At 70.0% G+C, this 26,434-nt stretch carries 23 protein-coding genes; 15 read left to right on the top strand and 8 right to left on the bottom strand.

Annotated elements, in window-relative coordinates; translation table 11 throughout:
• Positions 1-215: 215 nt before the first annotated feature.
• The 4 genes from ctaD to DN771_RS09310 form a co-directional block, all read right to left on the bottom strand.
• The gene (gene ctaD / locus DN771_RS09320; RefSeq protein ID WP_227462297.1) at positions 216-2,174 is read right to left on the bottom strand and encodes a cytochrome c oxidase subunit I; all 1,959 of its coding nucleotides are present in this window, start codon (positions 2,172-2,174) and stop codon (positions 216-218) included.
• Positions 2,175-2,253: 79 nt separating this feature from the next.
• Positions 2,254-2,931, bottom strand: coding sequence for a helix-turn-helix transcriptional regulator (locus DN771_RS09315; RefSeq protein ID WP_162941740.1), 678 nt, complete (start codon positions 2,929-2,931; stop codon positions 2,254-2,256).
• Positions 2,928-3,425 (bottom strand): group III truncated hemoglobin, encoded by a 498-nt coding sequence (locus tag DN771_RS29420; RefSeq protein ID WP_162941739.1) that lies wholly within the window; start codon positions 3,423-3,425, stop codon positions 2,928-2,930. The genes DN771_RS09315 and DN771_RS29420 overlap by 4 nt, the downstream gene beginning before the upstream one ends.
• A 20-nt stretch (positions 3,426-3,445) precedes the next feature.
• Entirely contained in the window at positions 3,446-5,194 is a 1,749-nt protein-coding gene (locus DN771_RS09310; protein WP_116997096.1) for a chloride channel protein, read from the bottom strand.
• Positions 5,195-5,221: 27 nt separating this feature from the next.
• On the opposite strand from DN771_RS09310, the gene DN771_RS09305 reads away from it, so the two are divergent.
• The 4 genes from DN771_RS09305 (at position 5,222) to DN771_RS09290 (ending at position 8,815) form a co-directional block, all read left to right on the top strand.
• Positions 5,222-5,647, top strand: coding sequence for a MarR family winged helix-turn-helix transcriptional regulator (locus DN771_RS09305; protein WP_116997095.1), 426 nt, complete (start codon positions 5,222-5,224; stop codon positions 5,645-5,647).
• A 90-nt stretch (positions 5,648-5,737) separates the two neighbouring features.
• On the top strand, positions 5,738-7,087 hold the full coding sequence (locus tag DN771_RS09300; protein WP_116997094.1) for an ABC transporter substrate-binding protein: 1,350 nt from the start codon (positions 5,738-5,740) through the stop codon (positions 7,085-7,087).
• Complete coding sequence (locus DN771_RS09295) at positions 7,080-8,000, top strand: carbohydrate ABC transporter permease (RefSeq protein WP_116997093.1); 921 nt, start codon at positions 7,080-7,082, stop codon at positions 7,998-8,000. Before DN771_RS09300 ends, DN771_RS09295 begins: the two co-directional genes overlap by 8 nt.
• Positions 7,997-8,815 carry a carbohydrate ABC transporter permease gene (locus DN771_RS09290; protein ID WP_116997092.1) on the top strand — a complete coding sequence of 273 codons (819 nt, stop codon included), beginning with the start codon at positions 7,997-7,999 and terminating at the stop codon, positions 8,813-8,815. The genes DN771_RS09295 and DN771_RS09290 overlap by 4 nt, the downstream gene beginning before the upstream one ends.
• A gap of 22 nt (positions 8,816-8,837) precedes the next feature.
• Here the strand turns inward: DN771_RS09290 and DN771_RS09285 are convergent, their stop codons facing one another.
• Positions 8,838-11,306, bottom strand: a complete 2,469-nt coding sequence (locus DN771_RS09285) for a heavy metal translocating P-type ATPase (protein WP_116997091.1) — start codon at positions 11,304-11,306, stop codon at positions 8,838-8,840.
• Positions 11,307-11,380: 74 nt separating this feature from the next.
• Here DN771_RS09285 and DN771_RS09280 point away from each other — a divergent pair, with 74 nt between their 5' ends.
• Positions 11,381-11,752, top strand: coding sequence for a hypothetical protein (locus DN771_RS09280; RefSeq protein WP_205528501.1), 372 nt, complete (start codon positions 11,381-11,383; stop codon positions 11,750-11,752).
• Between the two features lie 123 nt (positions 11,753-11,875).
• On the top strand, positions 11,876-12,694 hold the full coding sequence (locus DN771_RS09275) for an Ig-like domain-containing protein (RefSeq protein WP_116997089.1): 819 nt from the start codon (positions 11,876-11,878) through the stop codon (positions 12,692-12,694).
• An 89-nt stretch (positions 12,695-12,783) separates the two neighbouring features.
• Here the strand turns inward: DN771_RS09275 and DN771_RS09270 are convergent, their stop codons facing one another.
• The gene (locus DN771_RS09270; RefSeq protein WP_116997088.1) at positions 12,784-13,596 is read right to left on the bottom strand and encodes a siderophore-interacting protein; all 813 of its coding nucleotides are present in this window, start codon (positions 13,594-13,596) and stop codon (positions 12,784-12,786) included.
• A complete protein-coding gene (locus DN771_RS09265) occupies positions 13,593-14,258 on the bottom strand; it encodes an ABC transporter substrate-binding protein (RefSeq protein WP_162941738.1) in 666 nt (221 codons plus the stop codon). The genes DN771_RS09270 and DN771_RS09265 overlap by 4 nt, the downstream gene beginning before the upstream one ends.
• 105 nt (positions 14,259-14,363) lie before the next feature.
• Here DN771_RS09265 and DN771_RS09260 point away from each other — a divergent pair, with 105 nt between their 5' ends.
• The 3 genes from DN771_RS09260 (at position 14,364) to DN771_RS09250 (ending at position 17,999) form a co-directional block, all read left to right on the top strand.
• Positions 14,364-14,963 carry a TetR/AcrR family transcriptional regulator gene (locus DN771_RS09260; protein ID WP_116997086.1) on the top strand — a complete coding sequence of 200 codons (600 nt, stop codon included), beginning with the start codon at positions 14,364-14,366 and terminating at the stop codon, positions 14,961-14,963.
• The gene (locus tag DN771_RS09255) at positions 14,960-15,400 is read left to right on the top strand and encodes a VOC family protein (protein WP_116997085.1); all 441 of its coding nucleotides are present in this window, start codon (positions 14,960-14,962) and stop codon (positions 15,398-15,400) included. Before DN771_RS09260 ends, DN771_RS09255 begins: the two co-directional genes overlap by 4 nt.
• A 103-nt stretch (positions 15,401-15,503) precedes the next feature.
• Positions 15,504-17,999: a glycoside hydrolase family 2 protein gene (locus DN771_RS09250; protein WP_116997084.1), complete on the top strand. Its 2,496-nt coding sequence runs from the start codon at positions 15,504-15,506 to the stop codon at positions 17,997-17,999.
• A 103-nt stretch (positions 18,000-18,102) separates the two neighbouring features.
• Here DN771_RS09250 and DN771_RS09245 read toward each other — a convergent pair whose 3' ends face one another.
• Positions 18,103-19,473 carry a GH1 family beta-glucosidase gene (locus DN771_RS09245; protein WP_116997083.1) on the bottom strand — a complete coding sequence of 457 codons (1,371 nt, stop codon included), beginning with the start codon at positions 19,471-19,473 and terminating at the stop codon, positions 18,103-18,105.
• 136 nt (positions 19,474-19,609) lie between these two features.
• Between DN771_RS09245 and DN771_RS09240 the strand changes: the two genes are divergently transcribed.
• From DN771_RS09240 to DN771_RS09215, 6 genes are all read left to right on the top strand, one after another.
• Entirely contained in the window at positions 19,610-20,665 is a 1,056-nt protein-coding gene (locus DN771_RS09240; protein ID WP_205528500.1) for a LacI family DNA-binding transcriptional regulator, read from the top strand.
• A gap of 158 nt (positions 20,666-20,823) precedes the next feature.
• Entirely contained in the window at positions 20,824-22,587 is a 1,764-nt protein-coding gene (locus DN771_RS09235) for an ABC transporter substrate-binding protein (protein WP_116997081.1), read from the top strand.
• Positions 22,588-22,696: 109 nt separating this feature from the next.
• Positions 22,697-23,695, top strand: a complete 999-nt coding sequence (locus DN771_RS09230) for an ABC transporter permease (protein WP_116997080.1) — start codon at positions 22,697-22,699, stop codon at positions 23,693-23,695.
• Positions 23,692-24,531: an ABC transporter permease gene (locus tag DN771_RS09225; protein WP_116997079.1), complete on the top strand. Its 840-nt coding sequence runs from the start codon at positions 23,692-23,694 to the stop codon at positions 24,529-24,531. Before DN771_RS09230 ends, DN771_RS09225 begins: the two co-directional genes overlap by 4 nt.
• A gap of 13 nt (positions 24,532-24,544) precedes the next feature.
• On the top strand, positions 24,545-25,495 hold the full coding sequence (locus DN771_RS09220) for an ABC transporter ATP-binding protein (protein WP_116997078.1): 951 nt from the start codon (positions 24,545-24,547) through the stop codon (positions 25,493-25,495).
• The gene (locus DN771_RS09215; RefSeq protein ID WP_116997077.1) at positions 25,495-26,427 is read left to right on the top strand and encodes an ABC transporter ATP-binding protein; all 933 of its coding nucleotides are present in this window, start codon (positions 25,495-25,497) and stop codon (positions 26,425-26,427) included. Before DN771_RS09220 ends, DN771_RS09215 begins: the two co-directional genes overlap by 1 nt.
• The last annotated feature ends 7 nt before the right edge of the window (positions 26,428-26,434 follow it).

Below are 26,434 nucleotides of genomic sequence, written 5' to 3'. Positions count from 1 at the left end.
CGCTTCGCTCCTCGCTGCAGCGGTCGAGTTGCGAAGAGCGGTTTCGCCGCGCTCAGCTGCAGGCGGCGGCCGGCAAAGCCGGCCGTGCTGGCGGTAGCCAGCAAGCTGACTACTCCGCCGCATCGGGGGGGCTACCGCCCCCCGAACCCCCCGACGGAGTCGGAGCGTGGCACGGAGGCCGACCGGATGCGGCTTCCGCGCTGGCGATGCGAACGTCAGTGGGGCGTGGGTTCGACGGAGGGCTCGAGGGCCCAGCCGAACAGACAGATCACCACGCCAGCGGTCCCGGCGATCGCCGCCGGCACGAAGAAGATCACCCCGAACGCGATCACCGGGAGCATCAGGGCCACCAGCACCGGCCAGTACGACGGCGACGGGAGGTGGATGGGCTGTCGCGGCCGCAGCGCCTCGGCGGCGATGACCTCGTCGGCGGTCGCCACGCGGCGCATGTCGTGGGTCGAGCCGGTGCCGACGTCGGCGTACTTGCGGTGGAAGAACTCGTCGAGGTGGTGCACCTCGGGAAGCACGTCGAAGTTGTGCGGCGCCGGCGGTGACTCGGTGAGCCACTCGAGCGTGCGGGCGTCCCACGGATCGCGTGGTGCCCGTGGCGCCCGGCGGTGGGTGCGGACGACGTTGAGGAAGAACACGGCGATGCCGGCGGCGAGGACGAACGCCCCGATGCTCGCCACGAGGTTCCAGAAGCCGAGGTCGAAGACCCCGCTGCCGGCACGGGCCTCGGTCCACACGTACATCCGGCGGGGCTGGCCCTGGAGGCCGATGATGTGCATCGGGGCGAACGTCAGGTTCATGCCGACGATCATCAGCCAGAAGTTCCACCTGCCGAGCCGCTCGTCGAGGCACTTGCCGAAGATCTTCGGCCACCAGTAGTAGAAGGCGGAGAAGAACGCGAGGACGGCACCGCCGAACAGGACGTAGTGGATGTGGGCGACGATGTAGTAGGTGTCGGTCTGCTGGGTGTCCGACGGCGAGACGGCGTGGGTGACCCCGGAGAGACCACCGATGGTGAACTCGACGATCATCGCCGCGGCGAAGAGCATCGGCGTCGTGAACGACAGCTTGCCGCCCCACATGGTGAGCGTCCAGTTGACGATCTTGACGCCGGTCGGCACCGCGATCGCCATGCTCGACACCGAGAACACGGCGACGGTCACGGGGCCGACGCCTGAGGCGAACATGTGGTGGGCCCACACGCCCCATCCGGCGAAACCGATCGCGGCGCCCGACAGGACCACGAACGGGTAGCCGAACAGCGGCTTGCGCGAGAACACCGGCAGGACCTCCGAGACGATGCCGAAGGCGGGGAGGATGAGGATGTACACCTCGGGGTGGCCGAAGATCCAGAACAGGTGCTGCCACAACAGCGGGTCGGCGCCGGCCTCGACGTCGAAGAACCGGGCGCCGAACGTGCGCTGGAACGTCAGCAGGAACAGGGCCACGGTGATCACGGGGATGGCGAACAGCAGGATGAACTGCGTCACCATCGTCATCCACGTCAACGTCGGCATGCGCATGATCGTCATCCCCTTGGTGCGCATGTTGAGGACGGTCACGATGAGGTTGATCGCCCCGGTGAGCGAGGCGATGCCGGTGATCTGCAGCCCGATCGCCCACAGGTCGATCCCGTGGCTGGGTGAGAACGTGACGCTGGAGTTGGGCGCGTACATGAACCAGCCGCCGTCGGCGGCGCCGCCGAGGATCCACGACGAGTTGGTGACGAGCGCGCCGAACAGGAAGCACCAGAAGCTGAAGGCGTTGAGTCGGGGGAAGGCGACGTCCCGTGCCCCGATCTGGAGCGGGACGAGGTAGTTGCCGAACGCCGCGGCCATCGGCATGGCGAACAGGAAGATCATCGAGGTCGCGTGCATCGTGAACATCTGGTTGTAGAGGTCGGCGGACAGGACCCGCCCGTCGGGTCCGGCGAGTTGGGCCCGGATCAGTAGGGCCTCGACACCGCCGATCACGAAGAAGGCCAGGGCCGCGGTGCCGTACATCAGCCCGATGCGCTTGTGGTCGACGGTCACCAGCCACGCTCGCCACCCCGAGACCGGACGCCCGCGCCACGTGCCGGGCGGGGCCGTCTCGACAGCAGCGGGCGGCAGGGAACGGGAGGGGGCGCCGACCGGGGTGGTCGACCGGGGGTCTGCGATCGTCACTTAATAAATCTAGTCAACGATCGAAATATTGAGCAAGACGCGCCGATGTCGGACCGAAGGGGCGTCGGGCGCCGACCGATCAGACGGCAGTGAGCTGGACGCGGCACCCGGCGAGGGCGGGCGGCCGGATCTCCAGGCCGGTGACGGCCATGTCGGCGGCCGTCCCGTCGGCGATGCCGGCCGCGAGGCTGCGGTGGAGCTCGCACACCACGTGCGGGGCGTGCTCGGCCAGCGAGGCGAACGGGCAGTGGTCGAGCACGATCGTCACCCCGTCGCCGTCGCCGTCGCCTGTGGCGCGACGCGGCTCGAAGCCGAGGCGGCGGGTGATGGTTTCGAGGGCATCGGCCGCCGGCACGTCGCCGGAGAGTGATCGGGCGAGCTCGCGACCGGCGGCGTAGCCGACGTCGTGGATGCTCGCCCCGCCCAGCACGTCGATGAGCAGCGATGCGAGGCGCTGGTAGGCGCCGTTTCCCTCCCAACGCTCCGCCGCGCCGGGCGTCGGCCGGTACGAGAGCGACGGACGTCCCGGTCCCCTCGGGGCGTTGCTCTCCTCGACGACGAGCCCGGCGTCGCGGAGCTTGGCGAGATGCTGGCGGATCGCGTTGTGGTTGAGCCCGAAGTGTCGCGTCAGCTCGGCGACGCCCACCGGCAGCGTCGACTCGTCGATGTAGCGGAACACGGCGAACCGGGTGGGGTCGCCGAGCGCCCGTGCCTGCTCCGACAGCCGGCCATCGCGCTGTCGGCGATCGGGGCTCATCGTGGCTCGCCCTCGCTGTCGACGAGGAACAGGTGCGCCCAGCACGCGGCCTCTCCGCCCTCGTCGAGGGGATCGCCCCGGCCCGGTACCGGAGGCGGCGAGAACGGCACGGGACGGCCGACGATCTGCCGGCAGTGGACGTCGGCGACGCGGCGGGCGAGGTCCTTGGCGTCTTCGGCGCGTGGGCCACGCCATCCCGAGTCGACGACGTCGTGGAACAGCTCGAGCCACCGCACGAAGTGCTCGGGCGTCATCGGCCGTTTGGCATGGACGAGCTGGTGGACACGGTACGGGTTGCCCTCGTACCCGGGACGGCTGAGGAGGGCTCGCCGCCAGAACGCCGCCAGTTTGGGGATGTGTTCGGACCAGTCGACGCGGGCGACGTCGTTGAACATCGGGCCGAGCACGTCGTCGACGGCGACGTCGGCGTAGAACCGGCGCACCAGCGTGTCGATCGCCTCGGCGGTGTCGAGATCGGCGTGCGGTGTCCTCACGCACCCGGTATATCTAGCGGTCAGCTGAAAAACACGCGTCCGGCCCGCGCTGGTCGGGCTGGTCGCCGCTCCAGGTCGAGCTGGCTGCGGCGGACCTTGAGGAGGTCGGTGCGGGTGCAGATGCCGACGAGCCGGTCGTCGTCGACGACGGGGACGTGCTCGACGTGTTCGTCCACCATCAGCCGCAAGGCGTCGTGCGCCGAATCGCCCGGCCGCGCCGTGACGACGTCGCGCGTGGTGTGGTCGATGAGCGGCGCGCTGTCGTCGGCGTCCAGCTCGAGCAGGTCGCCGCGAGCCACGATGCCGACCAGCCGGCCGCCGTCGAGCACCGGGTAGGCGCCGTGGCGGCCACCGGCGAAGCGGTCCCGAGCAGCGCCGACCGTGCACGCGGCGTCGAGCGTGTCGACCCGGCGGGTCATGATCGACTCCACCGATGCGCTGGCGAACGGGTCGGCGGCGTAGTGCCGGCCGATGCGCAGGCCCCGGCGGCGGAGCTTCTCGGTCATCAGGCTGTCGTCGTTGACCGCCGAGTACACGAGATCGGCGACGACGGTGGCGAGCATCAGGGGCAGGATCACGTCGTAGTCGCGGGTCAGCTCGAACACGAACACCATCGCCGTGAACGTGGCCTGGGTGGCGGCGCCGAACGTGGCGGCCATGGCGACGACGGCGAAGGCGCCGAGGGCGACGTCGGGGCCGGGCAGCGCGTGGTTGATACCCGAGCCGACGACCGTGCCGAAGGAGGCACTGATCATCAGGACCGGGGCGAGGGTGCCGCCAGACGTGCCCGAGCCGAGGGCAAGCCACCAGGCGACGAGCTTCCCGGCGCCGAGGGCCGCGACGGTTCCGAGGGCGAGCCGCTCGTCGAGGATGTCGCCGATGCTGTCGTAGCCCACGCCGAGGACACGCGGGACGAAGAGGGCGACCGTGGCGAAGCCGACGGCGCCGATCGCCGGGTGCCAGAACTCGGAGATCGGCAGACGCCGGTAGCCGTCCTCGACGAGGAACAGCCCTCGGCTGATGACGATGGCGAGCACGCCGCAGGCCAGCCCCAGCAGGACGAACGCCGGCAGGACGTCGAGGCCGGCGACGTCGTGGGATGGCACGTGGAACAGTGGGCCGTCCTCGAACAGGGCGGAGTGCATCGCCCCGGCGATCGAGGTGGCGACCACGAGTGGAACGAAGGCGCGCACGGAGAACTCGAAGAGGAGGAGCTCGATCGCCAGCACGACGGCGGCGAGTGGAGCGCCGAACGTCGCCGACATACCGGCGGCAGCGCCGGCGGCGAGGAGGATCTTGCGCTCGGAGGGCGAGACCGGAAGGATCTGGCCGACCAGCGAGCCGAGGGCTCCGCCGGTCACGATGATCGGGCCCTCGGCGCCGAACGGCGCGCCGGTGCCGATGGCCACCGCGGCCGAGACCGGCTTGGCCACCGCGGTACGCGGCGCGATCCTGCTCTGCTTGGTGAGGATCACCTCCATCGCCTCGGGGATCCCATGTCCGCGGATCGTCGGTGCCCACTTGGCGAGCAGGCTCACGAGCAGGCCACCGGCGATCGCCACGGCAAACAGACTGGGCCCGACGTCGAAGCCCGCCATCGACCGCTCCGCCGTGTCGAAGCGGTGAAACAGCGCCACGTTGGTGATCAACTGGATGAGATGAACGAGCACCCAGGCGGCCCCGCCACCGGCGATCCCCAGCGCCGCGGCGAGGACGGTGAGCAGCAGCAGACGCGACGACTTCTGGGGCGACGACATTCCATGAACCATCGTGGAACGATAATATCGTAGTACGATATGACTTCCTCGAACCCGGCCCGCCTCAGTGACGACGACTTCGTCCGCTTGCTGGAGTTCCGCGACGGGCTGCGGCGCTTCCTCCGCTGGAGCGAATCACAGGCCACCGAGGTCGGCTTGACCGCCCCTCAACACCAGCTGCTCCTCGCCGTCCGGGGACACGGCGAGCCGCCGTCGATCGGCGAGCTCGCCGACCACCTCCTGCTTCGCCACCACAGCGTCGTCGGCCTCGTCGACCGCACCGAGCGTGCCGGATTCGTCGAGCGGTTCGCCGACGAGACGGACCACCGGATGGTCCGCGTGCGGCTGACCGCCCGGGGGGAGGACAAACTGGCCGCGCTCAGCGCGGCCCACCTGGCCGAGCTCTCGCGCCTTCGTCCGCAGTTCGCCGCCCTCTGGCGGCACCTGCCCGGTGCCGACGACTGAGGAGACGATCGAGGGAGGTGTACCGAGCCGGGCGGTGGGTCTACGGTCGGGGAGTTCCGGTCAACGACCGTCACGAGAGGAAGGCACATCATGAAACGAACCGCCAGGGTCAGCGCGCTGCTCGCCGCCGTCGCGTTCACCGCGTCGGCGTCCGGCATCGTCGCCGCGACCACGCCCGACGACACGAGCGGTGCCGGCGGAGACGTCCCTGACATCGCCGCCGCCGGCGAGGTCACGCTCACCGTGTGGGACCAGGAGGTCCGGGGCGGCCAGAACGAGCAGATGGAGCAGCTCAACGCGGCATTCATGGAGGCCTACCCCAACGTCACCATCGAGCGGCACTCCCAGGCCTTCGAGGATCTCGAGACGACGTTGCGCCTGGCGCTGACGGACGCCGACGCACCGGACGTGGTCCAGGCCAACAACGGCCGCAACATGATGGGCCGCTTCGTCGAGGCCGGCCTGCTCCTTCCGCTCGACGACTACGCCGAGGCGTTCGGCTGGTTCGACCGCTACTCGCCGACGGTGCTGCAGTACTCGACCTACAGCGACGACGCCGTGGTGTTCGGTGACGGCAGTCTCTACGGCCTGGCTCAGGTCGGCGAGGTGGTCGGGGTCTTCTACTCCAAGCAGAAGCTCGCCGACCTCGGCCTCGAGCTGCCGGCCGACTGGGCTGCGTTCGACGAGGCCCTCGCGGCAGCCGCCGAGGCCGGCGAGACGCCCCTGCTGCTCGGCAACATCGAGCAGTGGCCGGCACTCCACGTGTTCGGTCCGGTGCAGGGCAACCACGTCGATGCCGCCGACATCGTCAACCTCGGTCTCGGCAACCCGGGGTCGAGCTGGGAGACCCCCGAGAACGTCGAGGCGGCCGCGGCATTGCAGGGGTGGGCTGAGGCGGGCTACTTCAACGAGGGCGCCAACGGCACCGACTACGACGCCGCCTGGCAGTCGTTGACGTCGGGCGACGGCGTCTTCCTCATCGGCGGATCGTGGCTCGCCGCCGACCTTGGCGACGCGATGGGTGACGACGTCGGGTTCTTCCTGCCGAACACGGCGGCGGGCACGCCGGCGACCACGGGCGGGATCGGCATCCCGTTCGCGATCACGTCCGAGGCCGAGAACCCGGATGTCGCCGCCGCGTACATCGACTTCATCACGAGTGACGAGGCGATGGAGGTGCTCACGGAGACGGGCAACCTCCCGGTGAACCGCACGGCCGAACTGGCCCCGGAGTCGGGCGTGTTGGCCGACGTCTTCGGCGTGTTCGGCGACGTCACCGAGAACGGCAGCCTCTTGCCCTACCTCGACTACGCCACGCCGACGTTCTCCGAGACGATCGGAGCGGCTCTGCAGGAGCTGATCGACGGCCGGACGTCACCCGAGGACTTCACGGCGACCCTCGAGGAGGACTACGCGGCGTTCATCGCCGGCGATGACTGATTCGACTGCGACGACCGGGGGCGGGGCGGGCGCGCGGCGCCTGCCCCGCCCCGGTCGCCGGTTCCGATTCGCCCCCTACGCCTATGTGGCGCCCGCCCTGGTGCTGTACGGGGCGTTCATGCTGTGGCCGCTCGGTCGAGCGGCCAGGTACTCGTTCTTCGAGTGGGATGGCCTCGGCGACGCCACGTTCGCCGGGCTCGACAACTACCGCGACATCCTCCACGACGACCGCCTGCACGAGGCGTTCCGCCACGCCTTCGTGCTGATCTTCTTCTTCTCGATCCTGCCGGTGGTCATCGGCCTCGTGCTCGCCGCGTTCCTCTCCCGCTCCCACGTGCGAGGCCTCGGGTTCTTCCGGTCGGTCATCTTCCTGCCGCAGGTGATCGCCATGGTGGTGGTCGCTGTCACGTGGCGCCAGATCTATGCGCCCGACGGACCGTTGAACACGCTGCTCCGCCTCGTCGGCCTCGATCGTTTCGCCCGACCGTGGCTCGGCGACTACACGTGGACCTTGCCGGCGGTCGGCCTCGTCGGCACGTGGGTGTCGACCGGGCTCGTGACCGTGCTGCTGATGGCCGGTATGAGCAAGGTCCCCAAGGAGCTGTACGAGGCGGCCCGTCTCGACGGCGCCGGGTTCGTGCGCGAGTTCTTCGCGATCACCTTGCCGTCGGTGCGCGGCGAGGTCACCGTCGCCCTCACACTGACGATCGTCGCCGCTCTGAAGACGTTCGATCTCGTCTACGTCACCACGAGCGGTGGTCCCGGCACGTCGACAACTGTGCCGAGCTACGAGGTGTACCGCCGGGCGTTCGAGCTCGGTGAGGTGGGGAGTGCGGCGGCCATCGGGATCGTCCTGACGCTCGTCGTGTTCGCGATCAATGCCGTCGTCAACCTGATCGGCAATCGGCGATGAGGGTGTCGTCGTTCGAGCGCGCGGTCAACTACGTCGTGCTGATCCTGTTCTCGCTGATCGTCCTCGGACCCGTCGGCGTGATCTTCAAGTACGCGCTCGGCCCCCGGGACGCCGAGGCCCGCCGGTCGGGCGGCGTCATCCACCCCGACAACTTCGTCGAAGCATGGGAGCTCGGCCGGTTCGGGCGGTACATGGTGACGTCGGTGGTGGTCTCGGCCCTCGTGGTGTCGGTGTCGGTGTTGGTGTCGATCCTCGCCGGCTACGCCCTCGGCACGATGCGGTTCCGGGGCGCGACGTTCCTCTTCTACCTGTTCCTCCTCGGCATCATGGTCCCGACAGAGGCGATCGTCGTGCCGCTCTACTTCGATCTGCGGGAGCTCCGCCTCACCAACACCGTGTGGGGCGTGGCGCTGCCGCAGATCGCCATGTCGATCGCCTTCGGCACGTACTGGATGCGCACGTACTTCCGGACGGCGAACCCATCGCTCATCGACGCCGCGCGCATCGACGGGGCCGGCTCGATGCGCATCCTGTGGCGCATCCTCGTGCCCATCGGGAGACCGGCGATCCTCACCCTCGTGTTGCTGGTGTTCATGTGGACGTGGAACGAGTTCCTCATCCCGCTCGTCATGTCACCGAAGGGGACGGTGCGGACGGCGCCGCTCGGCCTGGCGTTCTTCCAGGGCCAGTACACGCAGGGCACGGCGCTGCTGGCCGCCGGATCGGTGATCGTCGCCCTCCCGGTCGTGTTGCTCTACGTCTTCCTGCAGCGCCACTTCATCCGCGGCATGCTCGAAGGAGCCGTTCGGGAGTGAGGCCCCGGACGCCCGGCCGGCGTCAGGCTCGCGGCGACCTCCTCGGCGACAGTGGAGACGCCGGTGGTCGGAACGCAAGGAGACGAAGCGCGTTGGCGACAACGATCAGCGTCGAGCCCTCGTGCAACACCACGGCCGGCCCGATGCCGACGGCGCCGGCGATGGTGGCCGGGACGAGGAAGGCGACCATGCCGACGCTGAGCACGAGGTTCTGACGGATGATACGGCTGGCCCGACGGCTCAGCCCGACCACCGTCGCGAGGCGGCTGAGGTCGTCGCCCATGAGCGCGATGTCCGCCGTCTCCAGGGCGATGTCGGATCCGGCGGCGCCCATCGCGATCCCGACGGTGGCATGAGCGAGGGCGGGGGCGTCGTTGACACCGTCGCCCACCATCGCCACCTTGCCCTCCTCCTCCCGCAGCCGGGTGATGGCCGTCACCTTGTCCTCGGGCATCAGGTCGCCCCACGCCTCGTCGATGCCGACGCACCGCGCGATCGAGTCGGCGACCCGTTGATGGTCGCCCGACAGCATGACGGTCCGGTGGATCCCGACGCCGGCGAGTGCGGCGACCGATGCTGCGGCGTCGTCACGTGGCGTGTCCATCAGGCCGAGGACGCCGAGCGTCCGGCTCCCGTGGGCGACGACGATGATCGTGCGGCCGTCCGCCTGGAGCTGTGACGCCGTGCGGGCGATGTCCGCGTCGAGGTGTCCCTGGGCATCGAGCAGGGCGACGCTGCCGACGGTCGCCGGTGCGCCGTCGACGACGCCCGTCACGCCGCGGCCGGTGATCGACACGACGCGCTCGACGCGGGGGAGCGGGATGCCGCCGAGGCGCGCGCCGCCGTCGCGGCGGACCGCGGCGGCGAGTGGATGATCGCTGTGGGACTCGACGGCGACGGCGACGGCGAGCAAGCGCTCGGGGTCGATGCCGGCTGCCGCGACGACGTCGACGAGACGGGGTCGGCCCTCGGTCAGGGTGCCCGTCTTGTCGAAGGCGACGGCACGGAGCGTTCCGAGATGCTCGAGCGGTCCACCACCCTTGACCAGCACGCCGAGCTGGCCCGCACGGGCGACGGCGGCGAGCACGGCGCTCGGCGTGGCGATGGCCAGGGCACAGGGGCCGGCGGCGACGAGCACCGCCATCGACCGGTACAGCGCGTCGGTCCACGACGACCCGAGCGCGCGCCCGGCGAACAGCACCGCGACGACGGTGGCGAGGACGAACGGGACGAAGACCCGCTCGAACCGGTCCGTGAAGCGCTGCGTCGGCGAGCCCTGCGTCTCGGCGTCGCGCACCAACGTGGCGAGTTTCGCCAACGTCGAGTCGGCGGCTCGGCGCGTGACCTGCAGATCGAGCGGGCCTGAGCCGTTCATCGTGCCCGAGTAGAGCCGCGACGCCGCCGTGACGTCGTCGGGCGCGGCGGCGGCCCGTTCCACGTCGGCGACGGGCTGCTTGTCCACCGGAATGGACTCGCCCGTGAGCGCCGATTGATCGACGCTGGACGTGCCGGCGACGACGAACCCGTCGGCCGGGATCCGGGCGTGGGGCCGGACGACGACGAGATCGCCGAGCTGGAGGTCGTCGACGGCAACGGTGTGCTCGGCGCCCAGTCGGCGGACGATCGCGGTGCTGGGCGTGAGCTCGGCGAGGGCGGCGATGGCGGCGCGCGCCCGGCCGAGGGCGACTCCTTCGAGGGCGTGGCCGAGACTGAACAGCGCGAGCAGGAGCGCGCCCTCCTCCCACCTGCCGATCGACGCCGCCCCGGCCGCGGCGACGAGCATGAGGAAGTCGATCTCGAAGCGGCCGTTGCGCACGGCGGTGGCCGCCTCCCGCACGGCAAACCAGCCGCCGAGGACGCCGGCGATGGCGAACAGCGCCGTGAGGGCGTCGTCGCCCACGTCGGTCAGGTGCTCCAGGAGGAATCCCGCCAGCCACACCGTCGACGCGGCGATCGCGAACCACAGCTCTCGACGCCCGTGCCGATGATCGTGGTCACCGTGCTCGTCGTGGCCGGGATCGTCGTCGGTCGTGGCGCGGGCGCGGTCGGCGAGCTGGACGTCGAGGTCGGAGAGCTGGCCGCGCAGGGCCTCGATGTCGGTGAGGGTGCTGTCGAACTCGAGGCGGACGAGGCCGGGGGTCACGTCGGCCTCGATCACGCCGGTGGCTCGTCGCAGCGTCTCGGCGACCGTGCGCGCCCGGCGGACGTGCGAGATGCCCGTGACGGTCCAGAGCAGGTGGCGGTAGCGATCGGTGATCGTGGCCCCGCTCCTCTCGGCGAGGGTGCGGATCCGGGTGAGACTGGTGGCCGCCGGGTCGTAATGGAGGCAGAGGCGGGCGGGGTGGCCGTCGGCCGCCGCGACCACGTGGACCTCGTCGAGTCCGTTGGCCTCGCGAAGGGTGTCGGACAACCGCTCGACGCAGCGGTCGCGGCCGTCGAGCGCGTCGGGAAGCAGCACCGGGAGGTCGAGGGCCAGCTTCGCAGGGCGCACATGTGAAAGAATATACAGATGTGCAGATGATGGGCAAGTGCTCGTGAGATCTGCGGCCCGTATCCTCTCGGCCGATGTCGACGGCACGATTCCCCATTCGCTTCACTGGAGTCAACAAGGCCATGGCGTTGCTCGGGATGGGACCGCGGGTCAGCTACGTCGATGTCGGAGCCGACGCGGTCGAGGTGCGCATGGGTTGGGCCTTCCGGGCGACGATCCCCGTGTCGTCGATCCGCTCGGCCGTCGAGGACGGCGATCGTGTGCTCGGCTGGGGCGTGCACGGATGGCGTGGCACGTGGTTGGTCAATGGTTCGTCGGGGGGTCTCGTTCGCATCGAGCTGGATCTTCCCGTGCGAGCCAAGGTCGGCTTCGTGCCCGTGCGCCTCGCCGTGCTCCGCGTCGCGGTCGACGACCCCGCCGGGTTGGTCGCCGCCCTCGCGCGGTAATTCGCCGCATCCAGGCCGACCGCTCTCCTACTGTGCGGCCGCTCGGCACGGTCGTGGGTCCCGTGGCGCCCCGAGCGGTTGACCGGTCCATCCGCCGATTCCGGCTGCAATGTCAGGAGAGTCATGTACTTCATCCCGTCCCGTCTCGCGCGTCCTGCTGCCCTCGCTGCGGTGGTGCTCGGAGGCATCGTCGCCACTTCGCCGAGCGCGAGTGCCGCCGATCCCCGGCTTCCTCCCTGCGAGCCCTCCGCTGTCGACGACTTCTACTTCACCACGCAGGACGTGCAGCTCGACGTGCCGGCCTCCGGCTATCTCATCAACGATGAGCTGTGCGGCAACGGCGTGACCTTCGGGGCGGCCAGTTCGGGGACGTTCATCCTCGGGGGAGCAGGCGCGTTCTCGTTCGTTCCCGAGGCCGGCTTCACCGGCGACGTCACCATCCCGTACACGATCGACGAGACCGAAGTGTCGGCCACGATCAACATCTACGTGGCGCCCCTGCCGTGCATCGTCGATCTCGCCGACGACGACTACGAGACGGCACTCGACACGCCGCTGGCGGTGGCGGCCCCCGGGGTGGCGGCCAACGATCCCGAGCTGTGTGAGAACCCGCTCGAGCTCGTGTCGACGACGGCCAACGGGACGCTGGCGTTCAACGGTGACGGGTCGTTCGACTACACGCCGAACGCCGGCTTCACCGGTGTCGACACGTTCACCTACACCGTCGAGCAGATCCAGCCGCCCACCCTGCGGCGTGCCGGATTCCGCGCCCCCGCCGGTGCGCCGCTCGAGGTGGCAACGGTGACGATCCTGATCAGCGCCCCGACCACTACCACCACGACGCCGGCCACGACATCGACCACGGTGGTCGACCCGACGACGACGATCGTCGCCTCCAGCACGAGCGTGCCGCCGCCGCCCACGCTGCCGGCCACCCGCTGATCGGTCCGGGTGGGGCGGCGGCCGACCGCCGCCCCACCGGGGTCCTCGGCCGACGTCGGATGCCCCTGGACGAGAGGCGCAGGCGTGTGTCAAGCGTCGCGGGCGACCTCGGCGACCCACTCGCGTTTGACCTCGCGCCAGGCCTCGTCGTCCATGCCCCGACGCCAGTAGGGCGAGATGGACGTGCCGTCGCGCGCGATGCCGCGCTCGGTGAGGAGGTGGCGGCGGACGGCGCGCACCTCGGCAGCCTCGCCGTGGACGAAGACGTCGGGCGTGCCAGCGGGAAACACCGCCCCCGCGATCGGTGCGACCACGGCATCGACGCCGGGCGACGACTCGCGGTGCACCCAGTCGACCCGCAGGTCGCCCGGGCAGTCGAGTTCGATCTCGTGGCCGGGAGCGTCGACCACCAGGAACGCCAACACCGGGACCCCGGACCGGATCTGCTCCAGCGCGGCGGCGATCGCCGGCAAGGCGCTCTCGTCGCCGGCCAGCAGGTGCCAGTCGGCGGTCGTCGACGGCGCATATGACCCGTGGGGGCCGATGAACTGCAGCCGGTCGCCTGGCCGGGCGTTGGCCGCCCATCGCCCCGCTCGCCCGACGTCGCCGTGGACGACGAAGTCGATCGCCAGCCGGCGGTGTTCGGGATCCCACCAACGGATCGTGTACCGGCGACCGAGCGGGCGCTCCTCTGCCGGCAGCGTGCGGGCCTCCTCGAGGTCGAACGGCGGCGTGTACGGAGCTCCACATGGGAGAAACAAAGCATTCACGTACTGGTCCGTGAAGTCGCTCGGGACGTAGGGGCCGAGTCCCGGATCGCCGAGGACGACCCGGACGAGGCGGGGAGCCAGCCGCACCGTCTCGACGACGGTGCCGTACAGAGGGATGGAGCGATCGGTCATCGCGTCGCCTCTCCGAGGTCCGACGAGCCGCCGGCGTCGATCAACACCTGAGGGACCACCCACGGACCGTCGACGAAGACGGCCGGGGTCGGCCCCGGATAGATCGCGGCGACCGTCACCTCGACGCCCTCCAGTGTTGCGGCGGCTTCGGCCTGAGCGTGCTTCAACTCCGTGGTGAGCGCCGCAGCCTCGCGGCGTGCTCGGAACTGCTCGCCGAGGAACGTGACCTGCGACGCACTGTCGAGGCCGTCGGGCACGACGACGACCGGCGCGACCGACTCGAGCGTGCCGTCGGGCACCTGGTCGAGCCAGAACTGGAGGGTGACGATCAGGTCCGGGTCGAGCCCGGCAAGGCGCTCGAAGCTCAGATCGACAGGCAACGGCTCGATTGTCGACGTGTCGTAGCCATCGAGTGCGTGGAACCCGGCGTCGGGAACGCTCGCTGTGGCAGCGATCGGAACGATGCCGAGGGCCAGCAGGTCCCCGAGTACGTCCTCCTCGCCGAGCACGACGATGCGTTCGGCGTCGGCAGCTCCGGTCGACGACGTCATCGTTGCGGTCGCGGTCGCTGCTCCCGCCGTGCCCGACGAGGGGACGGTGAGGACGACGGAGCCGGCCGTCGCGGCGGCGACCAGCCAGGTGCGCGTTCCGGATCGAATCATCACGTGCCGACCGTAGAGGTAGGCAATCCGAACAGCAAGTAGTTCCATCCCTTGACAGACCGGAGTACTTGACAGTGCGACTGCCAAAATGACAGTGTAACTGTCATGACCTCGTCCTCACTCCGAACCGCCCGCCACGACGTCGTTCGCGAACGGGTGCTGGACGGGGTCGCCGCATTGCTCCGCGACGGTGAAGACGTCACGTTCGCCGCCGTGGCCCGTGCCGCCGGCGTGCCTGAGCGCACCGTGTACCGGCACTTCCCGAACCGGCAGGCGCTCATGGCTGCGGTGTACGCGTGGGCCAACCGGCAGGCCGGCTTCTCCGGTTCGCTGCCCACCACCGCTGAGGAGATGACGGCGATGGTCCGGCAGGTCTTCCCGGGCTTCGACACGGTGTCCCCGGTCGTCGACGAGCTGCTGGCCAGCGAGGACGGCCGTCGGGCCCGGCTCGCCGCGGCCGACGAACGTCGCGCCGCGGCTCGAGCAGTCGTCGTGGACGCCCGGCCCGACCTCGACCCGAAGCGTCGCGACCAGGTCGCCGCCGTGGTGCAGATTCTCGGCACGGCACCGGTGTGGCAGGCGCTCCGCGACTTCTGGGAGTGGGACGGGACCACAGCAGCGGACGCCGTCGCCACGGCGATCGGTCAGCTGCTGTCGCCGTCCGAGTCCGCCGAACCCCGCCCATCGAGAGGAGCAGGCCGATGATCTCCGGCGTCAATCACATCGCCGTCCTCACCGAGGACCTCGACCGGTTCGTCGCCTTCTACCGCGAGGTGTTCGAGCTCGAGGTGGTCTTCGAGGAGGCCACCCCGGCGTTCCGTCACGCCATTCTCCGTACCGGGCCCCACTCGTGGCTACACCCGGCCGAGCTCGTGGGCAATCCCCACGCGGCGGCGATCCCGGACATGTTCGCCCGCGGGCATCTCGATCACCTCGCCCTCACCGCGGCCGACGGCGAACGATTCGCCCAGGCCCGCCGGCGGCTCGTCGAGCGCGGCGCCACCGACGGCGCGGTCGAGGACCTCGGAGCGTTCCACGCCGTCTGGTTCACCGACCCCGACGGCATGCGCGTCGAGCTCGTCCACATCGTCGACCCCACGCTCGCCGGCATCCACGCGCCCCGCCCGCTCGAGCCGGCCTGAGACCGCGCCCGTCCTCGCCGCGCCGTCCACCTCACGGCGTAGCCCGGCCCGACGGACGAGCCCGACGATTGACAGGCCGCCGCCCAGCCGATTGGATCGCCGGGTGACCACCACACGGGAACCGCGGTCGATCGGGCTCGGGAACGGCTGGACGGTTCGGAGGGCCGACGACCCGACGGCCGACGACATCCCGGCGACGGTCCCCGGTTGCGTCCACACCGACCTGCTGGCCGCCGGGGTCATCGCCGATCCCTTCCTCGATCGCAACGAGCTCGACGTCGCGTGGGTCGCCGACGCCGACTGGTCGTACCGCACGATGATCCATGCCGGGACCCTGCCCGTCGGTCGGGATCGCATCGACCTCGTCTTCCAGGGGCTCGACACGCTGGCCGAGATCGCCGTCGACGGGGTCGAGGTGGCCCGCACGGCCAACATGCACCGCTCGTATCGCTTCGACGTCGGGACCCTGCTGGACCCGGAACGGGACCACGAACTGACGGTGACGTTCCGGTCGGCGACCCGCTACGCCGAGGCGGCACGGGCACGGGAAGGGGAGTGGCCGACAGCGAGCTTCGGGCGTCCCTTCAACTACGTCCGCAAGATGGCGTGCAGCTGGGGCTGGGACTGGGGCCCGTGGCTGACGACCGCCGGGATCTGGAAGCCGGTCGCCGTCGAAGCCTGGGACGCCGCTCGGCTCGCCGCGGTGCGACCGCGCGTGACGGTGGACGCCGTCGATCGCGGCACGATCGACGTCGCCGGCCGTGTCGAGCGGGCCGGCTGGCCCTGCCCGCTCACCGTGACTGCGACGCTCACCGACCCCGACGGTGAGGTGGTCGCCGAGCGCCTTGCCCGTCTCGGCGAGGACGGGACGGACTTCTCCGTCGGCCTCGACGGTGGCATCGTCCGGCGCTGGTGGCCGGCCGGCCGCGGCGACCAGCCGCGATACCTGCTGGAGATCCGGCTGCGTGACGACGGCGGCACGGACCTGGGGCGGTGGTCGCGGCGTGTCGGGTTCCGCACGGTCGAGCTCGACACGACGCCGGACGCCACCGGTGCGGCGTTCACGTTCGTCGTCAACGGCGAGCCGATCTTCGCCCGGGGAGTGAACTGGATCCCCGATGATCCGTTCCCCAGTCGCATCACGGCGGAACGCTACCGCGAGCGCCTCGACGACGCAGTTGCCGCCAACGTCGACATGGTGCGGGTCTGGGGCGGTGGGCTCTACGAGCACGAGGACTTCTACGACCGCTGCGACGAGGTCGGCCTGCTCGTGTGGCAGGACTTCCTGTTCGCCTGCGCGGCGTACCCCGAACATCTCCTCGCCACGGAAGTCGAGGCGGAGGCGCGAGAGCAGGTCGAGCGTCTGATGTCGCACCCGAGCCTCGTGCTGTGGAACGGCAACAACGAGAACCTCTGGGGCCACGTCGACTGGGGGTGGCAGGACACGCTCGGCGATCGGTCCTGGGGCGCCGGCTTCTACTTCGAACTCCTGCCGCGGGTCGTCACCGAGGTCGATCCGGGCCGCCCGTACTGGCCGGGAAGTCCGTACTCCGGAACCACATCCGTCGCCCCCAACGCCGACGCCAGCGGCTGCATCCACGAGTGGGAGGTGTGGAATCGCCTCGACCACGGCCGCTATCGCGACCGCACGCCCCGCTTCGTCGCGGAGTTCGGTTGGCAGGCGCCGCCCACGTGGTCGACCCTGCGCGGGTCGATCAGCGACGAGCCCCTCACCCCGGACTCGCCCGGAATGCTGCACCACCAGAAGGCAGCCGACGGCAACGGCAAACTCGAGCGGGGCCTCGCCCATCACTTCGTCGTCCCCGACGGGATCGACGCCTGGCTGTACGCCACCCGTCTCAACCAGGCCCGCGCCGTGCGCACAGGCATCGAGCACTTCCGGGCGCTGCGTGGTCACTGCATGGGCACGATCTGGTGGCAGCTCAACGACTGCTGGCCGGTGACCAGCTGGGCGGTCGTCGACTCGGGCGGGGGCCGCAAGCCAGCCTGGTATGCGCTGCGCGACGCCTATGCGCCGCGGCTGGTCACGATCCAACCGCGCGGCGACCGGCTGGTCGCCTTCGCCGTCAACGACACGGCCGAGCCGTGGTCGGCCCGCCTGGTGGCGTCGCGGATCGGCTTCGGGGGCGACGCGGCGGCGACCGCCGAGGGGGAGGTGGAGGTCGGGCCGTGGTCGCTGGCGTCGTGGGAACTGCCCGCGCGGGTGTCGGTCTCCGGCGACCCGACCGGCGAGGCGCTCGCCGTTGCCGGTGGACCGCAGCGGGCGTGGTGGTTCTGGCGCCCGGACCGCGAGCTGCGTTACCCGGCGCCGGCGATCGACGTGGCGTGGGGCGGTGACGAACCCACGCGGTCGGTCGCCACGGTGACGGCGCGGTCGTTCGTGCGCGACCTCGTGGTCGAGGTCGACCGCGTGGCGCCAGGGTGGCAGGCCGATCTCCAGCTCCTCACGCTGCTGCCCGGCGAGCGCGCCGAGCTGGTGCTCGGCGGTACCGACGACCGTGGCGGACGGGACGCGCTCGTCGCAACGCCGCCGACCCCACCCGTGTGGTGGTCGGCCGGCCACCTCGGCGTGCGCTGACCGGGACCTGGGGCGGGATCGTGACGAATTCCGTCACGATCCCGCCCCAGATCGTGAGATGGCACGATCCCGCCCCAGATTTTCGTCGGCGGGGCGAGTGGGATCAGAGGGGGTCGGCGACGACTCCGGTGTGACACACCTCGCGGTACCACTCGGCACTCGCCTTGGGGACGCGCCGCAGGCTCCCCGGCTCGACCTCGACGAGCCCGAACCGTGGCCCGTACCCGTGGGCCCACTCGAAGTTGTCGAGCAGCGACCAGACGAAGTACCCCTCCACGGGGATGCCCTCGCCGATGGCGTCGTGCACCTCGGCGAGATGGGCGGCGACGTAGCGGATACGGTCGTGGTCGGCGACGCGACCGTCGTCGGAACGCTCCTCGTCGGGCATCGCCGCGCCGTTCTCCGTGATCACGTAGCGGGAGAAGCCATAGTGCTCGTGCAGCCGGCGGAGCAGGCCGCCGAGCGACGGCGGGTGGATCTCCCAGCCCATCGACGTGCGCGGGACGGCGCGTTCGTCGGTCGCCTCCCGGTCGGCGCTGGCGACGCTGCGCGAGTAGAAGTTCACGCCGAGGGCGTCGATCCGCCCGGCGATGAGCTCGAGGTCGCCGTCGAGGATCTCGCCGCCGTCCCAGCCCAACCGCTCCCGGGTGTCGGCGGGGTAGCCGAGGCCGGCGAGCGGCTCGACGTACCACCGGTTCTCCACCCCGTCGACGAGCTCGGCTGCCGCGACGTCGGCCGGCTCGTCGCTGGCGGGCACGACCGGCGTGAAGTTGAGCACGATGCCGGCCTGGGCCGTGGGGGCCAGGTCGCGGATACGTCCCAGCGCCAACCCGTGACCGACGAGCAGGTGGTGCGCCGCGGCCAGGCCGGCCCGCTCGTCGCGGATCCCGGGAGCGTGCTCGCCCGTGACGTAGCCGTGGTTGGCCGACACGAAAGGCTCGTTGAGCGTCATCCACCGCGGCACCCGGTCGCCGAGACGTTCGAGCACCACGGAGGCGTAGTCGGCGAAGGCCTCGGCGGTCGCCCGCACGGTCCAGCCGCCGCGGTCCTGCAGCGCTTGGGGCAGATCCCAGTGATAGAGCGTCGGCGCCGGCTCGATGCCCGCGGCCAGCAACCCGTCGACGAGACGTTCGTAGAAATCGAGCCCACGCTGGTTGATCGCGCCGACACCGTCCGGGACGATCCGCGGCCACGCGATCGAGAACCGGTACGCCTGCAGCCCGAGGTCGCGCATCAGCGCGATGTCGTCGGCCCAGCGGCGGTAGTGGTCGCAGGCCTCGGCGCCGCTGGACCCGTCGGCGATCGCGCCGGGCGTGGCGCAGAAGCGGTCCCAGATGCTCTCCCCGCGCCCGTCGGCGGCGACCGCGCCCTCGATCTGGTAGGCCGACGTCGCCGATCCCCAGCGGAACGTGGCCGGGAAGCGGCGAGTTCCTGGTCGGGTGGAAGCGATTGCACTGGTACTCGCTGAGGTCATGTCGTGATCGTCCTTTCCGGTGCTGCGTCGACGCGTTCCCCCAGGTCGACAGCAAAGAGTGACCGGACCGTTGACCTCCGGTCAGCGCATGGTCTACCGTGAAACCGCTTCCAACACAAGCGCGCAGGGGGAGATCGTGCCAGTGGGAGAAGGTCAATCGGACGGGGGATCCGCGGTCACGCTCGATGACCTCGCTCGCCTCGCAGGCGTCTCACGGGCGTCCGCGTCGCGCGCCCTCAACCAGCGGGCCGGGGTACGCCCCGAGATCCGCGAACGCGTGACCCACCTCGCCGCCTCGCTCGGCTATCGCCCCAACCGGGCAGCCCGCAACCTGGCGACCGGCCGGTCGTCGGTGATCGGTCTCGTGATCCCGAGCGCCGACCTCCGCGTCGATCCCTACGGCGCGGCGATGATCCACGCCGTCGCCCGGGCGGCCACCGAGGCCGACCAGGGGCTGATGCTGATCCTCGACGGTGAGGGTCCCGGACGCGCCGTCCGCCACATCCTGCGCGACGGGCTGATCGACGGGGTCATCGTCAGCGCCGTCGCCGCCGGCGAGGGGTGGGTCGAGGAGCTGCTCAACGCCGAGCTCCCCACCGTGCTCATCGGGAGTCACCCGACCCGGACCGACGTCGACGTCGTCGACGTCGAGAACGAGCTCGCCAGCGTGCGGCTCACCGAGCACCTCTTCGACCAGGGGTGCCGGCGGTTGGCCACCGTCACCGGACCGCTCGAACGGGTGGACGCCCAGCTGCGTCTGGCCGGGTTCCGCGCTGCGCATGACCGGCGGCGCGTCCGACTCGACGAGCGGCTGGTCATCGAGGGAGACTTCGGCCGCGTCAGCGGAGTCAAGGCGGGCGAGCGCATCGCCACGATGCGAGGGCGCCAACGCCCCGACGGCGTGGTGGCCGCCAACGACGAGATGGCGCTGGGCGTGATCAAGGCGCTGACCCACGCCGGTCTGGCCGTGCCCGACGACGTCGCCGTGGTCGGCTTCGACGGCACGGCCAGCGACGCCGACGTGGTGGAGATCACCGTCACGTCCGTGCGTCAGCCGTTCGGAGAGATCGCCACCGCTGCCGTCGACGAGCTCGTCGCCCGCATCGACGGCTCGCCGCCCAAGGGGCGCATCGTGATCGATCCGGAACTGATCGTCGCGCAGTCGTCCGACCGGCCGGGGCATCCACCGTAGGAGGCCCCGCACCATCACACCGCATCAGCATCCCGCACCACCACATCAACACACAGGCGCCGACCACCGGTTCGGGGGGTCGGGGAGCGGCAACTCCCCGACCCGGACTCCCGGATCGCCAACCAATCAACCAGCCAGCATCCAAGGAGAACCAGATCATGCTACGGATCCGCGGCCGGACGGCCGCAGTCACTTCTTCCGCTCCCCGGCGCCCGGCCCGGCGCCGCTCCCTCCTCGTCGCGTCGGTGCTCGTCGCCGCCACCACGATCAGCGGTGTCACCACCGCGTCGTCGGCGTCGCCGCAGTCGGCCGACGGCCAGTTCCCTCGCAACGAGTCGTTGATCACCAGCGGCACCCAATGGGGTCCGCCCTCGTCCTGGAACCCGCTGCAGGGCGGTGGCCAGGCGATGGGCGTACGCGGTCTCCTCTACGAGACCTTGTTCCTGTTCAACCCGTGGACGCTCGAGCTCGAGCCGTGGCTGGCCGAGAGCGGTTCATGGACCGCCGAGGACACGTACGAACTGAAGCTGCGAGCCGGCCTCACGTGGCAGGACGGGGAGCCGCTCACGGCGGCCGACGTGGCGTTCACCCTCGAGCTCGGCCACGAGGAGGCCGTCAAGTTCACCAACGTGTGGACCTACCTCGAGTCCGTCGAGGCCGTGGACGACACCACGGTCGTGTTCACGTTCTCCGACCCGCGTGCCGGCGAGTGGGACAACTTCCTCACCTCCAACCAGATCGTTCCCCAGCACCTGTGGGCCGACATCCCGCTCGACGAGCTCGGCACGTACGCCAACAGCGACAATCCGATCGGCTCGGGCGCCTACCGGTACCACAGCACCACCGAGACCCGCATGGTCTGGGAGCGCAACGACGACTGGTGGGGCATCGAGGCCCTCGGCCTCGAGATGAAGCCGCGTTACATCATCGACCTGGTGAATCCCAGCAACGAGGTGGCCCTCGGCCTGATCTCGCGCGGTGACGTCGACATGAGCAACAACTTCCTGCCCGGGATCCAGCAGCTCGTCAACGGCGACTTCGGCATCACCACCTTCTACCCCGAAGAGCCGTACATGCTCTCGGCCAACACGGCGATGCTGATCCCCAACACGAACACGCCGCCGCTCGACGATGCCGCGTTCCGGCGGGCCCTCGCCGGGTCGATCGACACCGAGCTGATCGCGTCGAACGTGTACGGCGGGATCGTCCGTCCCGCCAACCCGACGGGACTGCTCCCGTCGTGGGACCGGTTCGTCGACGCCGATGTCGTCGCCGCCAACGGCTTCTCGTTCGACCCCGAGGCGGCGGCGGCCGAGCTCGAGGCGGCCGGCTACGTCGACACGGACGGTGACGGGTTCGTCGAGACACCCGAGGGCGAGGCGATCTCGCTGAGCCTCATCACGCCGGCCGGTTGGACCGATTGGAACCAGGCGGCCCAGGTGATCGCCGACAGCGCGGCGCAGGCCGGGATCCGGGTGGAGTCCGAGACACCGTCGTCCCAGGAGGTGGACGAGCGGCGCAACAGCGGCGACTTCGATCTCGTGATGAACAACTGGAACGACCTCCAGAACACGCCGTGGACGTACTACGACTACCTGTTCCGACTGCCGGTGCAGGACACGCAGTCGAACGCCAACTTCGCGCGGTACACCAACGACGAGGCCTGGGAGCTGACCCAGTTGCTCGGCCGCACGGCGGTGACGGACCCGGCGATCCAGGAGCCCCTGTCGCGACTCCAGGAGATCGCCCTCACCGAGATGCCGGCGATTCCGATGTGGTACAACGGCCTCTGGTCGCAGGTGAGCAACGAGCACTGGACCAACTGGCCCACGGGTGACGGTGCGCCGTTCCCGACCACCTGGAGCAACTTCTGGGAGAAGGGGGCCATCTACTGGCTCACCCAGGTGGAGCCGGTGAGCTGACCGATCGGCGGTCCCCCCCGACGCGTCGCGCCCCCGGGCGCGGCGCGTCAGGGGACCGTGGGCCGCCGCATCGTCGTCCGGACGTCGAGACCCGAAGCCGAGGAGCCGCGTGGGCCGCTACTTCCGCCGCAAGGCGATGATCTACGCCGTGACGTTCGTCGTCGCCGTCACGCTGTCGTGGTTGATCCCACGGCTGATGCCCGGCGACCCGATCAGCTCGATGGTGGCCCGCCAGGGGGGCGTGCAGCAGGCCGAGTCGTTCCGTGCCATGGAGGAGTACTACAACCGCGTCTTCGGCTTCGACCTCCCGTTGTGGCGGCAGTACCTCAACTACTGGGGCGAGCTGTTCCAGGGGAACTTCGGCATCAGCGTCTTCGCCTTCCCGAAGCCGGTCGGCGAGCTGATCACCGCGGCCTTGCCGTACTCCATCGGCCTGCTCCTGCCGGCGATCCTGCTCAGCTGGTACGTCGGCAACAAGCTCGGCGCGGCGGCCGCCCGGCGGCGCTCGCTCGACAACACCGTCTTGCCCCTGTCGTACCTGTTGACGGCCACGCCGTACGTGTGGATGGCGATCCTGCTGTCGTGGGCGCTCGGCGTGGTGTGGGGCGCCTTCCCGACCGCCTTCGGCTACGACCAGACGCTCGTGCCGCAATGGTCGTGGATGTTCGTCGGCAGCGTGCTGTCGCACTGGTTCCTGCCCTTCTTGTCGTTGTTCCTCGTCCTGGTCGGCGGCTGGGCGATCGGTATGCGCAACCTGGTGATCTACGAGCTCGAGACCGACTACGCCAACTACCTGTACGCCCTCGGTGCGCCGAACCGCCTCGTGCGTCGATACGCCTTCAGGAACTCACTCCTGCCCCAGCTGACCGGGCTCGCCCTGCAGCTCGGCGTGATCGTCGCCGGCAACATCGTGACCGAGGTGGTGTTCGCCTATCCCGGGCTCGGCTACCTCATCCTCCAGGCGATCCAGCGCTCGGACTTCTTCCTCCTCCAGGGCGTGCTCCTCTTCGTGGTGATCGGGGTCCTGATCGCCAACTTCCTCATCGACATCGCCTACGTGATCGTCGACCCCCGCACCCGCACCGGACTCCAAGGGGGAACGCAATGAAGGAGACCTTGTATTTCGGGTTGAGGAACAAGAAGGTGCTCGGGGGAGCGCTCGTGATCCTCTCGTTGCTCGTGCTCGGTCTCGTGTCGCCGCTGTTCACCGACGACGATCCGCGCGACTTCGTCGGGCCGACCGCCCAACGCCCGTCCGGCGAGTACTGGTTCGGCACGACGATGTTCGGTCAGGACGTCTTCGTGATGTTCGCCAACGGCCTGCGGGCGAGCTTCGCCGTCGGCGTGGTGGCCGGGGGAATCGGCGCGCTGGTCGGCATGGCGATCGGCTTCGTCGCCGGATACCGGGGCGGTCTCGTCGACGAGCTGCTCAACATGCTGACCAACGTGGTGCTGGTCCTGCCCGTCTTCGTCGTGCTGATCGTGATCTCGGCCTACCTCGGCATCAACTCGTTGCTCGTCCAGTCGGTGGTCATCGGCCTGTTCAACTGGCCGTGGGTGGCGAGGGCGGTGCGCGCCCAGACGTTGTCGTTGCGAACGCGCGACTTCGTCGACCTCGCCCGTCTCACCGGCATGCGCCCGATGCAGATCGTGCGTCGCGAGATCGCGCCCAACATGAGCTCGTACCTGCTGCTGGTGTTCATCCTCTCGTTCGGTGGCGCCGTGCTGTTCGCCGCCACGCTCGACTTCCTGGGGCTCGGGCCGGCGAACACGGTGTCGCTCGGCTGGATGCTCAACGAGGCGGTGTCGTGGAGCGCTCAGACGCTCGGCATGTGGTGGTGGTTCGTCCCGCCCGGCGCCGGCATCGCCGCCATCGTCGGCGCGGCGTACGTGATGAACGTCGGCCTCGACGAGGTGTTCAACCCCAAGCTGCGCGAGAAGTGAGGACCGGACCGCGATGGCCCTGAACGTCGACGACCTGCGGGTGCACTACCGCACGACGTCGGGCGCGGTGAAGGCGCTCGACGGCGTGACGTTCGGCGTCGACGACGGCGAGATCATGGGGCTCGCCGGCGAGTCGGGCTCGGGGAAATCGACGCTCGGCAAGAGCCTCATCCGCCTGGATGGTCGGATGCAGTACATCGGCGGCCGTGCCGAGCTCGATGGCGTCGAGCTGCCGATCGGCGACGACGCGGCGATGAACCGCTTTCGCTTCGGTGAGATCTCCGTCGTCCCGCAGTATGCGATGAGCGCCCTCAACCCGATCCGGCGCATCGGCCATCTCATCCGCGATCTGCTGGATGCTCGGGGACTCCGTTACGGGGACTACTCCCACGAACTGCTGCGGCGGCTCGAGCTCGTCGGGTTACCGGCCGGGGTGCTCAAGCGGTACCCGTTCGAGCTGTCGGGCGGCATGAAGCAGCGCATGGTGCTGGTCGTGTCGACGTTGCTCGATCCGTCGCTGCTGATCGCCGACGAGGTGACGTCCGCGCTCGACGTGTCGACGCAGCGGGCGGTGGCGTCGATGCTCGTGGAGTTCCGCGACCGGGGCTACGTGAGGTCGATGATCGTCGTGACCCACGACCTCTCGCTCGTGTACCAGATCGCCGACACGATCCTGGTGATGTATGCCGGCAAGCTCGCCGAGAAGGCATCGGCCGACACCGTGGTGAACGCCCCCCGGCACCCGTACACCAAGCTGCTCGTGTCGTCGTTGCCGGAGGTGGGTGCTCGGTACGCGGACGCACGACTGCAGGGCATCGCCGGCAGCCCACCCATGCTGATCGATCCGGCTCCGGGATGCCGCTTCCGTGACCGCTGCCCGCTGGCCACTGCCGAGTGCGAGAAGGAGCCTCCGTTCGTCGAGGTCGGCCCAGGACACTCGGTGGCATGTTGGAAGGTGGTGTGATGCTGGCGGTCGAACACGTGTGGAAACGGTTCCGGCTGGGCGCGTTCGGACGGGCCGAGAAGGTCGCCGTGGCGGACGTCTCGTTCGGTCTCGCCCCCGGCGAGGTGCTGTCGATCATCGGCGAGAGCGGCAGCGGCAAGTCCACCATCGGGCGGATGGTGTTGCGCCTGCTGCCGGTGAGCGAGGGGAGGATCACCGTTGACGGGACCGACATCTCGTCGTGGCGGGGCGGCGAGCTGAAGGAGTACTACCGCCGCGTACAGGGTGTGTTCCAGGACCCCTTCAGCACGTACAACCCCGTCTTCCGGGCCGATCGGGTGTTCTCGATGGTGCGCGGTCAGTACTTCCGCCGTCTCCCGACGGCGGAGTGGGACACCAGGGTGGAGCGTGCCCTGGCCGACGTGCGGCTCGACCCCCGGCAGGTGCTCGGCAAATACCCGCACCAGTTGTCGGGGGGACAGCTCCAGCGCATGCTCATCGCCCGCGCCCTGCTGCTCGAGGTCCAGCTGCTGGTGGCCGACGAGATCATCAGCATGCTCGACGCGTCGACGCGCATCGACGTGCTCAACCTGCTCGCCGACCTCAAGGCCAAAGGGCTCGGCGTCCTCTTCGTCACCCACGACCTGGCGCTCGGCAACTACATCAGCGAACGCACGATGATCATGCACCTCGGCCGCGTGGTCGAGCTCGGCCCGACCGACCGGGTGCTCGGCAACCCGCAGCACCCCTACAGCCGCCGGCTCGTCGCGTCCGTCCCACGGCTCGACCGGAAGTGGTCCGACGAGCCGGACGAGGGCGGCCACGCCCCCGACGGCTGCCCGGTGCACGCGGCCGCCGCGCCGGAGTCGAGGGCTCTCGTCGAGATCGAGCCGGGGCACCTCGTCGGCTGCTTCGCATCGCCCGACGCCGGCTGCCCCGCCGGCGCCGCGTGACGTTCGG

This window comes from Desertimonas flava (genome assembly GCF_003426815.1).
Classification (GTDB): Bacteria; Actinomycetota; Acidimicrobiia; order Acidimicrobiales; family Ilumatobacteraceae; genus Desertimonas; species Desertimonas flava.
The sequence above is the reverse complement of the archived record's forward strand: the minus strand, read 5'-3'. Positions and strand labels throughout refer to the sequence as shown.